The organism is Micromonospora sp. NPDC050695 (assembly GCF_040654415.1).
In the GTDB taxonomy this organism is placed as follows: domain Bacteria; phylum Actinomycetota; class Actinomycetes; order Mycobacteriales; family Micromonosporaceae; genus Micromonospora.
Genome location: NZ_JBFAHZ010000055.1, coordinates 1 through 12,399, shown reverse-complemented (window position 1 = coordinate 12,399; position 12,399 = coordinate 1). Strand labels below are relative to the sequence as shown.

10 protein-coding genes are annotated in these 12,399 nt (G+C 70.2%); 5 read left to right on the top strand and 5 right to left on the bottom strand.

The window, feature by feature from the left end; all coding sequences use genetic code 11:
- Nucleotides 1-852 carry a diaminopimelate epimerase gene (gene dapF / locus AB0H52_RS27085; RefSeq protein WP_151491762.1) on the top strand — a complete coding sequence of 284 codons (852 nt, stop codon included), beginning with the start codon at nucleotides 1-3 and terminating at the stop codon, nucleotides 850-852.
- Between the two features lie 196 nt (nucleotides 853-1,048).
- On the opposite strand, the gene AB0H52_RS27080 is transcribed toward dapF, so the two are convergent.
- Nucleotides 1,049-2,515, bottom strand: coding sequence for an NAD-dependent malic enzyme (locus AB0H52_RS27080; RefSeq protein ID WP_357950975.1), 1,467 nt, complete (start codon nucleotides 2,513-2,515; stop codon nucleotides 1,049-1,051).
- Nucleotides 2,516-2,696: 181 nt separating this feature from the next.
- On the opposite strand from AB0H52_RS27080, the gene hflX reads away from it, so the two are divergent.
- Both hflX and AB0H52_RS27070 read left to right on the top strand, forming a co-directional pair.
- Nucleotides 2,697-4,151 carry a GTPase HflX gene (gene hflX, locus AB0H52_RS27075; RefSeq protein WP_151491760.1) on the top strand — a complete coding sequence of 485 codons (1,455 nt, stop codon included), beginning with the start codon at nucleotides 2,697-2,699 and terminating at the stop codon, nucleotides 4,149-4,151.
- A gap of 50 nt (nucleotides 4,152-4,201) precedes the next feature.
- A complete protein-coding gene (locus tag AB0H52_RS27070; RefSeq protein WP_192580404.1) occupies nucleotides 4,202-5,854 on the top strand; it encodes a hypothetical protein in 1,653 nt (550 codons plus the stop codon).
- A gap of 62 nt (nucleotides 5,855-5,916) precedes the next feature.
- On the opposite strand, the gene lexA is transcribed toward AB0H52_RS27070, so the two are convergent.
- Nucleotides 5,917-6,702: a transcriptional repressor LexA gene (lexA, locus tag AB0H52_RS27065; RefSeq protein ID WP_151491759.1), complete on the bottom strand. Its 786-nt coding sequence runs from the start codon at nucleotides 6,700-6,702 to the stop codon at nucleotides 5,917-5,919.
- A gap of 539 nt (nucleotides 6,703-7,241) precedes the next feature.
- Here lexA and nrdR point away from each other — a divergent pair.
- Entirely contained in the window at nucleotides 7,242-7,742 is a 501-nt protein-coding gene (gene nrdR / locus AB0H52_RS27060; RefSeq protein WP_151491758.1) for a transcriptional regulator NrdR, read from the top strand.
- A gap of 32 nt (nucleotides 7,743-7,774) precedes the next feature.
- On the top strand, nucleotides 7,775-10,681 hold the full coding sequence (locus AB0H52_RS27055; protein WP_151491757.1) for a vitamin B12-dependent ribonucleotide reductase: 2,907 nt from the start codon (nucleotides 7,775-7,777) through the stop codon (nucleotides 10,679-10,681).
- 130 nt (nucleotides 10,682-10,811) lie between these two features.
- On the opposite strand, the gene AB0H52_RS27050 is transcribed toward AB0H52_RS27055, so the two are convergent.
- The 3 genes from AB0H52_RS27050 to AB0H52_RS27040 all read right to left on the bottom strand — a co-directional run.
- Nucleotides 10,812-11,642: a hypothetical protein gene (locus tag AB0H52_RS27050; protein ID WP_151491756.1), complete on the bottom strand. Its 831-nt coding sequence runs from the start codon at nucleotides 11,640-11,642 to the stop codon at nucleotides 10,812-10,814.
- Between the two features lie 38 nt (nucleotides 11,643-11,680).
- Nucleotides 11,681-11,863 (bottom strand): DUF397 domain-containing protein, encoded by a 183-nt coding sequence (locus AB0H52_RS27045; RefSeq protein WP_151491755.1) that lies wholly within the window; start codon nucleotides 11,861-11,863, stop codon nucleotides 11,681-11,683.
- A 10-nt stretch (nucleotides 11,864-11,873) separates the two neighbouring features.
- Nucleotides 11,874-12,399: DUF5753 domain-containing protein (locus tag AB0H52_RS27040; RefSeq protein ID WP_357950967.1), on the bottom strand; the 526-nt coding region annotated here is incomplete at its 5' end.

The following is a 12,399-nucleotide window of genomic DNA, read 5'->3' as shown; positions in this document are numbered from 1 at the left end:
GTGGAGTTCTCCAAGGGCCACGGCACCGGCAACGACTTCGTCCTCCTTCCCGACCCGGACGGTCAGCTCGATCTGACCCCGGAGCTGGTCGCGGCGCTCTGCGACCGGCGGCGGGGTATCGGCGCGGACGGGGTGCTGCGGGTGGTTCGCGCGGCCAAGCATCCCGACGGCGCCGGGCTGGCCGGTGAGGCCGAGTGGTTCATGGACTACTGGAATGCCGACGGCTCGTTCGCCGAGATGTGTGGCAACGGTGCCCGGGTCTTCGTGCGCTATCTGCTCGACACCGGGCTGGCCACGCCCGCCGGCGCGGCGCTGCCGGTGGCGACCCGGGCCGGCGTCGTGCGCGCGCTGGTCGAGGGCGACGCCGTCTCCGTCGAGATGCGCCGCCCCCGGGTGTACGATGGCTCCACCGCCACCCTCGGCGGTCTGACCCTGCCCGGCACCGCCGTGGACGTCGGCAACCCGCACCTGGTGTGTGTCCTGCCGGCGGGCATCGAGCTGGCGGCGCTGGATCTGACCGCCGCGCCCGGGTTCGATCCGGAGGTCTTCCCGGCGGGCGTGAACGTGGAGTTCATCGTGGCCGGCGACCCGGTGGACGGCACCGACGGGCACAGTCTGATGCGGGTGTACGAGCGCGGCAGCGCCGAGACTTTGTCCTGCGGCACCGGTGCCTGCGCGGTGGCCGCGGTGGCGCTGCGCGACGTCGGCCGGGGCAGCGGAGTGGTCGCCGTCGACGTCCCCGGTGGTCGCCTCACGGTCACGGTGACGGCGGACTCCTGCTGGCTGTCCGGCCCCGCAGTCCTGGTGGCAACCGGCGAGGTCGACCTCTCCGCCCTGCCCGCCGCCGTCTGACGCCGAGTTGATCCAGACGCCAGGGCCGCCGCCGGTCCGTTGTGGTGGTCCTTTGGCTCTGCTTCAACCCACGCAACGGCGAGTGTCCGATAATCGGACACGGGGCGTTGCGCGGGGTGAAGCAGAGCAAAGCGGGGGAGACGACCCCACCGAGGGTCGCCTCCCTGCTCCCGGCGTCACACCGCCGGACCACTCGTCAGGGCGTCGCGCTGGCGTTGGCGGCGATCTCGGGGAGGTCGGACGGGCCCGGGTCGGCTGCCGGCAGCGGGCTGGGATTGTGCGCGGCGGCGCGGACGGCGGCGGCGACCGCCGGGGCGACCCGGGAATCGAAGACGCTCGGCACGATCACCGTCGGGTTGATCTTGTCTTCGCCGACCACGTCGGCGATGGCCCGGGCGGCCGCGATGGCCATCTCCTCGGTGAACTCCTCGGCGTGCGCGTCCAGCATCCCGCGGAACACCCCGGGGAACGCGAGCACGTTGTTGATCTGGTTCGGCTGGTCCGAGCGACCGGTGGCGACCACGGCGGCGTACTTGCGCGCCTCCCGCGGGTCGACCTCCGGGTCGGGGTTGGCCAGCGCGAACACGATCGAGTCCTTGGCCATCTGCGCGATGTCGTCGCCGGTGAGCAGGTTCGGCGCGCTGACCCCGATGAACACGTCGGCGCCCCGGATGGCACCGGGCAGGTCGCCGGAGTAGTTCTCCTTGTTGGTGTTCTCCGCGAGCCACTGCCACGCCGAGTTGAGCCCGGTGAGCCCGCGGTGCAGGGCGCCCTCCCGGTCGTACGCGATGATGTCGCCGACGCCCTGACGCAGCAGCAGCTTCATGATCGCGGTGCCGGCCGCGCCGGCGCCGGAGACGACCACCCGGACGTCCTCCAGCCGCTTGCCCACGACGCGCAGCGCGTTGGTCAGCGCGGCCAGCACGCAGATCGCGGTGCCGTGCTGGTCGTCGTGGAAGACCGGGATGTCCAGCGCCTCCCGCAACCGGGCCTCGATCTCGAAGCAGCGCGGCGCGGCAATGTCCTCCAGGTTGATTCCGCCGTACGCCGGCGCGATGGCCTTGACGATCTGCACGATCTCGTCGGTGTCCTGGGTGTCCAGGACCACCGGCCAGGCGTCCACCCCGCCGAAGCGCTTGAACAGGGCGGCCTTGCCCTCCATCACCGGCAGCGACGCGGCCGGGCCGAGGTTGCCCAGGCCGAGCACCGCCGAGCCGTCGCTGACGACCGCGACGGTGTTGCGCTTGATGGTGAGCCGGCGGGCGTCGGCCGGGTTCTCGGCGATCGCCATGCAGACCCGGGCCACCCCCGGGGTGTACGCCCGGGACAGCTCGTCGCGGTTGCGCAGCGCGACCTTCGAGGTCACCTCGATCTTGCCGCCGAGGTGCAGCAGGAACGTCCGGTCGGACACCTTGCGCACGTCCACGCCGTCGAGGGCGGTCAGCGCGTCGACCACCTGGTCGGCGTGGCCGGCGTCGGCGGTGTCGCAGGTCAGGTCGACGATCACGTGGGTCGGGTCCGAGTCCACCACGTCCAACGCCGTGACGATCGCTCCGGCCCCGCCGACCGACGTGGTGAGCCGGCCGATCGAGGAGGCGTCCGCGGTTACGGCGATCCGGATGGTGATCGAAAATCCGGCGCTCGGCAGTCGGGTGATGGCCACGGGATCCCTCCGTCACGGCTGTGCGGCCGTTCGGCCGCCCCGCATTTCTACCGGGTTGTCGAGCTCGACCGGTATTCGCCCCCACTTTTGGCGACCCTCGGCACGGGCATATAGCAGGTGCGTTCGGCGTTGCGTCATGTCAGGATTACGTTCTACTTATCAAAACGGACAGGAGAACCGCTTGCGAGACCAGGAGAGCTTTGTCCCCGTCGAGGACGAGCTCGACGACGTCACCACTGGCGAGATGGAGCTGTCGGAGCGGCAGTCCCTGCGACGCGTCCCGGGCCTGTCGACCGAGCTGACCGACGTCACCGAGGTGGAATACCGCCAGCTGCGGCTGGAGCGGGTCGTCCTGGTGGGTGTCTGGACCGAGGGCACGGTGACGGACGCGGAGAATTCGCTGACCGAGCTGGCCGCGCTCGCCGAGACCGCCGGTTCGCAGGTGCTCGAAGGGTTGATCCAGCGGCGTACGCGCCCCGACCCGGCCACCTACATCGGCCGGGGCAAGGTCGACGACCTCGGCGCGGTGGTGCTCTCCACCGGCGCCGACACGGTCATCTGCGACGGCGAGTTGTCCCCGTCGCAGCTGCGCAACCTGGAGCAGCGCACCAAGGTCAAGGTTGTCGACCGGACGGCGTTGATCCTCGACATCTTCGCTCAGCACGCCAAGAGCAAGGAAGGTAAGGCGCAGGTCGAGCTGGCCCAGCTCGAATACCTGCTGCCCCGACTGCGCGGTTGGGGTGAGACGCTCTCCCGGCAGACCGGTGGTTCCGGCCGGGGCGGCGGCGCCGGTGGCGGCGTGGGTGTGCGTGGTCCCGGTGAAACCAAGCTGGAGACCGACCGGCGGCGGATCCGCCACCGCATCTCCCGGCTGCGCCGCGAGATCAAGAGCATGCGCACCGTACGTGTCACCAAGCGCGCCCGACGCACCCGCAACTCCGTTCCCGCCGTGGCCATCGCCGGCTACACCAACGCCGGTAAGTCCAGCCTGCTCAACCGGCTGACCGGCGCGGGCGTGCTGGTGGAGAACGCGCTGTTCGCGACGTTGGACCCGACCACCCGTAAGGCCACCGCCTCGGACGGGCGGCTCTACACCCTCTCCGACACGGTCGGCTTCGTCCGGCACCTTCCGCACCAGATCGTCGAGGCGTTCCGCTCGACGTTGGAGGAGGTCGCGGAGGCGGATCTGGTGGTGCACGTCGTCGACGGCACCCACCCGGATCCGGAGGAGCAGGTCCGGGCGGTGCACGAGGTGCTCGCCGAGGTGGGCGCCGACCGGCTGCCCGAGCTGCTGGTGGTCAACAAGACCGACGCGGCCGACGAGGACACGCTGCTGCGACTCAAGCGGCTCTGGCCGGATGCGATCTTCGTCTCGGCGCACTCCGGACGGGGCGTCGAGGGCCTGCGCGCGGCCATCGAGGACCGGCTGCCGCAGCCGGCCGTCGAGGTCCGGGCGGTCCTGCCGTACGACCGGGGTGACCTGGTGTCCCGGGTGCACCGCACGGGTGAGGTGCTCAGCACGTCGCACCTGGCGGAGGGCACCCTGCTGCACGTTCGGGTCAGCGCGGAGTTGGCCGCCGAGTTGGCGCAGTACGACGTCGAGCGGCAGGGCCAGGCGGCCGGCAGCCGATCCTGAGCGGACACGGCGTCATCCAACGGAAACCCGCGGCATGCGACACTGGCCGAATGCGCCGCGTTGTTTCCTCGGTCACGGTTGCCCTCGGCCTGCTAGGGGCAACCGTGGCGCTCGCCGGAGTCGCCGTGGCGGCTCCCGCTCCCGGAGTGTCCGAGCCGCCCGCCGTCACCCCCGGTAAGAAGCAGTGCACGGTCGCCGACGAGCGGCTGCGCGAGCTGTCCGGTCTGGTGGCCACCAAGAGCGGGTTCGTCGTGATCAACGACGGCACCGAGGTCGACGCACGCAAGCGGGTCTTCTTCCTCGACACCAAGTGCAAGATCTCGAAGGATCCGGTCCGTTACTCGGGTCAGGGGCCGTTCGACACCGAGGACCTGGCGCTCTCTCCGAACGGCGCGACGCTGTGGATCGCCGACATCGGCGACAACGTCTCGTCGAAGGAACGCCGGAAGCGGGTCGCGCTCTGGTCGATGCCGGTCGGCGGCGGCAAGCAGCCGGTGTTGCACCGGGTCTCGTACCCCGAGGGCAAGCCGCACGACGCCGAGGCGCTGCTCATCGACAACGACAACAAGCCGCTGATCATCACGAAGGTGACCAGCGGTAAGGCGGAGATCTTCACCCCGTCGGCGGCCCTCAAGAGCGGCGACACCGACCCGGTGCCGCTGCGCAAGGTCGGCGACATCACGCTGCCCAAGACGCAGACGGACAACCCGCTCAACACGTTCGGGCGGGTCGCGATCACCGGCGCGGCCCGGTCGCCGGACGGCAGCCGGGTGGTCCTGCGTACCTATGCGGACGCGTTCGAGTTCGACGTGGCGGGCGGCGACATCGTCACGGCTCTCACCACCGGGAAGCCCCGCGTGACGCCCCTCGCCGATCCGTTCGGTGAGGCCATCAGCTATTCGCCGGACGGTAAGAGCTTCTTCACCGTCTCCGACGGCGGCCAGCTCGGCGAGGACGAGCCGATCGACATCCTCAGCTACGTCCCGTCCAGCTCGACGGCGGTGCCGGTGGCGGCCGAGGGGGGCGCCAAACCGGCCGCCGCCAAGTCGTGGACCGCCGGCCTGAGCTTCGACGACATCACGTACCTGGTCGGTGCGGTCGGTGTGCTCGGCCTGCTGCTGGTCGGTGCCGGCATCATCGGCATCGTCCGTGCCCGCCGCCGGCCGCCGGTCGCTGACCCGTCCGATCGATCGGATCCGGACGGTGGGCCGCGGGGTGGTCGTGCCGAGCCGGGCGGGGAACGTCCGGGTGGCGTCTACGGTGGCGGCGCGCCCGCCGGAGGCGCGGTCTACGGCGGCGGCGGGGCATACGGCGGTGGCACGGGCCGTGGTGGCCCGGCCGCGGCACCCGGGGTGTACGGCGGTGGCCGTCCGGCCGCCGGCGACGGTGGCTACGGCGGTGCCCGTCCGGGCGGCGCCGGCGGTGGTGTCTACGGCGGTGCGCGTCCCCCGGCGGGTGGCGGTGGCCGTCCGGCGGGCGGCGGTGGCCGTCCCCCCGGTGGCGGCGGCGGTCGGCCCGGCGGTGGCGTGTACGGCGGCGGTGGTCAGCCGGGCGGGGGCCGGGCGGAGCCGCCTCGCCGTGGTGGGCCGGAGCCCGACTACCGGGGCCAGCGACCCGGCCGGCGACGTGACGAGGACGCGCCTGTCGACCCGTACGGGCAGTATCCCGGGGGCGGACGCGGCCACCGGGGCGACCGCTACTGACGGTGTGACGTCGGGACGGCCGGTGCGGGTGAGCGCCGTGCGGCACTCACCCGCGGCACGGGTCAGATCCGGCGGAGCACCGCCACGACGCGGCCCATGATGGTGGCGTCGTCACCGGGGATCGGGTCGAAGGCCGGGTTCTGTGGCATCAGCCAGACGTGCCCGTCGCGGTGCCGGTAGGTCTTGACGGTCGCCTCGCCGTCGAGCATCGCGGCCACGATCTCGCCGGAGTCCGCGGTCGGCTGCTGGCGGACGACCACCCAGTCGCCGTCGCAGATCGCCGCGTCGAGCATCGAGTCACCCTTGACCTGGAGCATGAAGACCTCGCCCTCGCCCACCAACTCGCGGGGGAGCGGGAAGATGTCCTCCACGGCCTGCTCGGCGAGGATCGGCCCACCGGCGGCGATCCGGCCGAGCATCGGCACGTACGCCGGGGTCGGCCGCTGCGCGCGAATCAGCTCGTCGTCGATGGCCTCGCTGGGGGCGCGGACGTCCACGGCCCGCGGCCGGTTGGGGTCGCGGCGCAGGAAGCCCTTCTTCTCCAGCTCCTTGAGCTGGTAGGCGACGCTGGACGGCGACACCAGGCCGACCGCCTCGCCGATCTCCCGCACGCTCGGCGGGTAGCCGTGCCGCTCGACCCAGGTGCGGATGAACTCCAGGATGCGGCGCTGGCGGGCGGTCAGGTCGACCGTCGCCGGGTCGGGGAAGGCGCTGACCACCGGGGTGACCGGGCGCACGGCGGGCTGACCCGTCCGGCTGCGCGCGGCGCTGCGGCGTCGGGTGGCCGGGGGGCCCGCCTCGGTGATGTGCTGCGGGCTCTTCGGCCGGCTGGCGCGGTCCTCGGTCACGTCCGTCCTCCCTGGTCGGCGCTGGGTGCCTCGTCGGCTCGTGGTGCGTGCGGTGGTGCCACGTTGTTCCTGACCGTATAGGTGAGATCGGTCATTTTCAAACATCTGTACGACCTCTCACCGGCGTGTCGGGGTGAAAAACCCCTCCGGTCGTACGGATGTTCTGATAAATGGTACGTCGGGTAGCACGCGTGTTCGATCGTCGACCGTTTTCCGGGGCACTTCGAGCCGGGCGGCCGGTAACCCGGGCCGGGTGCCGACGTTGGGTCTTCCGGCGGCGGGATGGGTCCCGATGACCGGATGGTCCGTGACGCGCCGGACACGCCGGCCAACTTGACCCGGGTTCTCCGGCGACATACGGTCAACCCCTAGATGTAGTAGTGACACGGGCGTAAGTTGCCTACAGGTTGGGTCCGACTACCGACCGCACTCCCGTAACGTTGATCACGGCGGGCGCCATGAGCGCATGGCACCGCCGTGGTGGGTCGTGCCCGGGTGCGTCCGGTACGACGTGGTTGATCATGATTGGGAGGTCCGCGATGCGGTGTCCGTACTGCCGGCACGCTGACTCTCGGGTGGTCGACTCGCGGGAGGCCGATGACGGCCAGCTCATCCGACGGCGACGGTCCTGCCCGCAGTGCGGCAAGCGGTTCACCACCGTCGAGGAGGCGGTCCTCGCGGTCGTCAAGCGCAGCGGGGTGACCGAGCCGTTCAGCCGTACGAAGATCATCGGCGGGGTGCGCAAGGCGTGCCAGGGCCGGCCGGTGGACGACGACTCACTCGCGCTGCTCGCGCAGCGGGTGGAGGAGACGGTCCGGGCCAAGGGGGCCGCCGAGATCCCCAGTCACGAGGTGGGCCTGGCGATCCTGGGCCCGCTGCGCGACCTGGACGAGATCGCCTACCTGCGGTTCGCCAGCGTCTACCGCTCCTTCGACTCGCTCGCCGACTTCGAGCGCGAGATCGAGACGTTGCGGGCCGCGGCGCGCGACCGGGAGCAGGGCCGGGCCGACGCGGTTGAGGCCGCCGGCCGTACCAGTTGACTTCACTGTTTTTCGAGAGATCAGGACGCGCGGTGGGGCACCGCGCAGACGAGGGGGGCGACGGCGTGACAACTAGCCGTTCACGGAACAAGGCAGGCGCGGGGCTGAAGATCGAGCGGGTGTGGACGACGGAGGGGGTCCACCCGTACGACGAGGTCAGCTGGGAGCGCCGTGACGTCGTGATGACGAACTGGCGGGACGGCTCGATCAACTTCGAGCAGCGTGGCGTGGAGTTCCCGCAGTCGTGGAGCGTCAACGCGGCGAACATCGTGACGACCAAGTACTTCCGGGGCGCGGTGGGGACCCCGGAGCGCGAGTGGTCGCTCAAGCAGCTGATCGACCGGGTGGTGACCACCTACCGCACCGCCGGTGAGGAGTACGGCTACTTCGCCAGCCCGGCGGACGCCGAGGTCTTCGCCCACGAGCTGACCTGGATGCTGCTCAACCAGGTGTTCAGCTTCAACTCGCCGGTCTGGTTCAACGTCGGTACGCCGTCGCCGCAGCAGGTCAGCGCCTGCTTCATCCTCTCGGTCGACGACTCGATGGACTCGATCCTCGACTGGTACAAGGAGGAGGGGCGGATCTTCCAGGGCGGCTCGGGGGCCGGGGTCAACCTCTCCCGGATCCGTTCCTCGAAGGAGCTGCTCTCCTCCGGCGGCACCGCCTCCGGCCCGGTCAGCTTCATGCGCGGCGCGGACGCCTCCGCCGGCACCATCAAGTCCGGTGGCGCCACCCGGCGCGCGGCCAAGATGGTCATCCTCGACGTGGACCACCCGGACATCGAGGAGTTCGTGGCGACCAAGGCGCGCGAGGAGGACAAGATCCGCGCGCTGCGGGACGCCGGGTTCGACATGGACCTCGGCGGCACCGACATCGTCAGCGTGCAGTACCAGAACGCCAACAACTCGGTCCGCGTCTCCGACGAGTTCATGACCGCCGTGCAGAACGGTGGCGGCTTCGACCTGCGGGGGCGGCTGGACGGCTCGGTGGTCGACACCATCGACGCGCAGAAGCTGTTCCGTACCATCTCCCAGGCCGCCTGGGAGTGCGCCGACCCCGGCCTGCAGTACGACGACACGATCAACGACTGGCACACCTGCCCGGAGACCGGGCGGATCACCGCGTCGAACCCGTGCTCGGAGTACCTGCACCTGGACAACTCGTCGTGCAACCTGGCCTCGCTGAACCTGATGAAGTTCCTCCGCGCCGACGGTGGCTTCGAGGTGGAGAAGTTCGTCAAGTCCGTCGAGTTCGTCATCACCGCGATGGACATCTCGATCTGCTTCGCCGACTTCCCGACCGAGAAGATCGGTGAGACCACCCGCGCCTACCGGCAGCTCGGCATCGGCTACGCCAACCTCGGCGCCCTGCTGATGGCCACCGGCCAGCCGTACGACTCGGAGCAGGGCCGCTCGGTCGCCGCCGCGATCACGTCCCTGATGACCGGCACCGCGTACCGCCGCTCCGCCGAGCTGGCCGGCGTCGTCGGCCCGTACGACGGCTACGCCCGCAACGCCGAGCCGCACAAGCGGGTCATGCGCAAGCACGCCGCCGCGAACGACGAGATCAAGCCGACCAGCCCGGTGGCCACCGCGATCGTCCGCGAGGCGACCAAGCAGTGGACCCAGGGCAACAAGATCGGTGACAAGTTCGGCTGGCGCAACTCGCAGGCCAGCGTGCTCGCGCCGACCGGCACCATCGGCTTCATGATGGACTGCGACACGACCGGCGTGGAGCCGGACCTGGCGCTGGTCAAGTTCAAGAAGCTGGTCGGCGGCGGCTCGATGCAGATCGTCAACCAGACGGTTCCGCGCGCCCTGCGCAGCCTCGGCTACCCCGAGGAGCAGGTCGAGGCGATCGTCGAGCACATCGCCGACCACGGCCACGTGGTGGACGCGCCGGGCCTCAAGCCGGAGCACTACGCGGTCTTCGACTGCGCGATGGGTGAGCGGTCGATCGCCCCGATGGGCCACGTGCGGATGATGGCGGCCATCCAGCCGTTCGTCTCCGGTGCCATCTCCAAGACGGTCAACATGCCGGAGGCGGCCACCGTCGAGGACGTCGAGAAGATCTACTTCGAGGGCTGGAAGCTCGGCCTGAAGGCGCTGGCGATCTACCGGGACAACTGCAAGGTCGGCCAGCCGCTGTCGGTGGCGAAGTCCAACAAGGCCACCGAGCCGGCCGCCGTCGAGACCGCAGCCGCCGCGCCGGCCGCGGTGGAGAAGGTCATCGAGTACCGGCCGGTGCGCAAGCGCCTGCCGAAGAAGCGCACGTCCGAGACGGTCAGCTTCTCCGTCGGTGGCGCCGAGGGCTACCTCACCGCGTCGTCCTACCCGGACGACGGCCTCGGCGAGGTCTTCCTCAAGATGTCCAAGCAGGGCTCCACCCTGGCCGGCGTGATGGACGCCTTCTCGGTGGCCATCAGCATCGGCCTGCAGTACGGCGTGCCGCTGGAGACGTTCGTCAGCAAGTTCACCAACATGCGCTTCGAGCCGGCCGGCATGACCGACGACCCGGACGTGCGGATGGCGGCCTCGGTGATGGACTACATCTTCCGTCGCCTGGCGTTGGACTTCCTGCCCTACGAGCGCCGCGCCGAGCTGGGCATCTTCACCGCCAGTGAGCGGGCCGCCCAGCTGCGGGCCGAGGCCGACGCGGAAGCCGCCGCCGTCACCGGTGCCGAGCTCACCGCGATGGCGTCGTCCGCGCCGGTGGAGACGCCGGCCAAGTCGGAGGCGCTCGCCCAGCCGGCCCAGGAGATGGCCGACGTGGCCGCCGCCAAGCCGGCTCCGAGCGTGGGCTCCAGCACCGAACTGCTGGAGGCCGTCATCGGCAAGGCCGCCGACGCGCCGCTCTGCTTCACCTGCGGCACGAAGATGCGCCCCGCCGGCAGCTGCTACGTCTGCGAGGGCTGCGGCTCCACCAGCGGCTGCAGCTGACGTACGACCGCAACAGACGCGAGCGCGGCAGGGGTCACCTGCCGCGCTCGCGGCGTTCCCGCTCGTGGCAGGGTCGATGGGCGGGCAGGTGTTGCCCAGAGAGTGCGTGCCCGTCGAGGCTGGCGACGTTTCACATGTTGTCGATGTAGATGACGACCGTGTCCGGCGGTGGCGCGGACCGCAGCGGCGTGGCCGGCTCAACGTCGGCGTACAGCCATAGCCGGTGGGGTGTCCAGTTCAGGATCCCGCCAGTCTCGCGGGTGCCGCGATAGACGCCATTTTCGGGCTGCACTGGCCAACCACGGCTTCGGAGGTGTTCGACGAGCCGAGCCACGGTCCTTACCTTGCCGGCATCATCGGCGGCCATCACCACGAATTCGGCAGTGCAGTTGCCAGAGCTGCCACCATCAGCACAGCTATCGGCCGAGACAAGGCTCAGCGACGTGGGCAGTGGAAGGACCTCGTCGTCGCGGACAGTGAACCTCAGCCTGCCGTCACCGTCGGACCCGAGGACGCCAAGCCCGCAGCCGCACAGCAGCAGCATGGTAGCCAGCGTTGCCAGAGAGGCAACCCACTGACCTCTGCCCACCGGCAGGTTCCGCCGGGCGATATGGGCGGGCGAGACGGGGTGCGCCCTCCGGTCGATGACCAACGCGGCCAGGCATACGACGCCGACCAGCAACCACACCGCGAACCAGTCAAACCAGGGCGCGGCTACCAGGCCGCGGGACCATTGTGAGGCGGCGAACGCGCCGGCCTGCCCTGCGATGAAGACGACGCCGACGGTCACGCCGACGACGCGGCCGCTGCTGGTGCCCCACGCCCAGGCGCTGATGACGAGCAGGCCGCAGATCCCCGCCAATACCGCGACCGTGGGCGCACCCTGCCCGAGCGGTAGTAGCGCAAGCGCACCACCGGCTGCTGTGAGCCACCAGCGCCACCTGTCGCCACGCCACGGCACGGCCGGTCTCCTGAGCTTTGGGTTGTCGAGAACGTGAGCTACCGAACGGTCCGTATGAACCCGGTCCACGCGCCTCTGCTGAAGCGAAGGGTCGGCCCACTGGGGTTCTTGCTGTCGCGCACTGCGATGCTCGTATCCAGTTCGGCGACCTCGACACAAGCGCCGCCGTTGTTGTCGCTGTAGCTCGACTTGCGCCAGACCGGGTTGTCCGAAGTCTCCATGATCACTCTCTCAGGTCTGTTGCCGCTCCACGTCGTCCGCCATCCCCAGGATGAGCTTGCGAGACTCTACCGGCCCGAGAGCGGCTGCCCGGAGTCGGTCCCACAGCCGAGTGTAGGCCCGTACGGCGTCCGGCCGGTCAAGGTAGTCGGCGTCGGTGAAGGTCTCGACGTAGATCACGTCCGATGCGGCGTCGTCCCCGAAGCGCAGGATGATGAAGCTGAACGATGCCGTCTCGTAGGTCTGTGCGTTGAACGGGAACACCTGCAGGGTGACGTTGGGCTGCTCACTGACCTCTGCCAAGTGCAGGAGTTGATCGCGCATCGTTGTCGCGTCACCGACGTTTCGGCGCAGCGCCGACTCGCTGAGGATGAAGCTCAGGTCGGGCCCGTCGTCCTGCCGCAGAATCGACTGCCGTTCCATGCGCACGGCAACCTGCCGGTCGTACGTATTCAGCTTGAGACGGGTCGGCGGTCGGCTGTCCACTCTGGGTGATGGCCTGGCATGATCTTGGTGTGTCGTCCGAGCCGCCAGTCCC

What these genes read in the sequence shown, in the direction of transcription:
- AB0H52_RS27070 (WP_192580404.1), top strand. Translation starts at nt 4,202, where the DNA reads ATGCGCCGCGTTGTTTCCTCGGTCACGGTTGCCCTCGGCCTGCTAGGG.
- nrdR (WP_151491758.1), top strand. Translation starts at nt 7,242, where the DNA reads ATGCGGTGTCCGTACTGCCGGCACGCTGACTCTCGGGTGGTCGACTCG.
- AB0H52_RS27045 (WP_151491755.1), bottom strand. Translation starts at nt 11,863, where the DNA reads ATGGAGACTTCGGACAACCCGGTCTGGCGCAAGTCGAGCTACAGCGAC.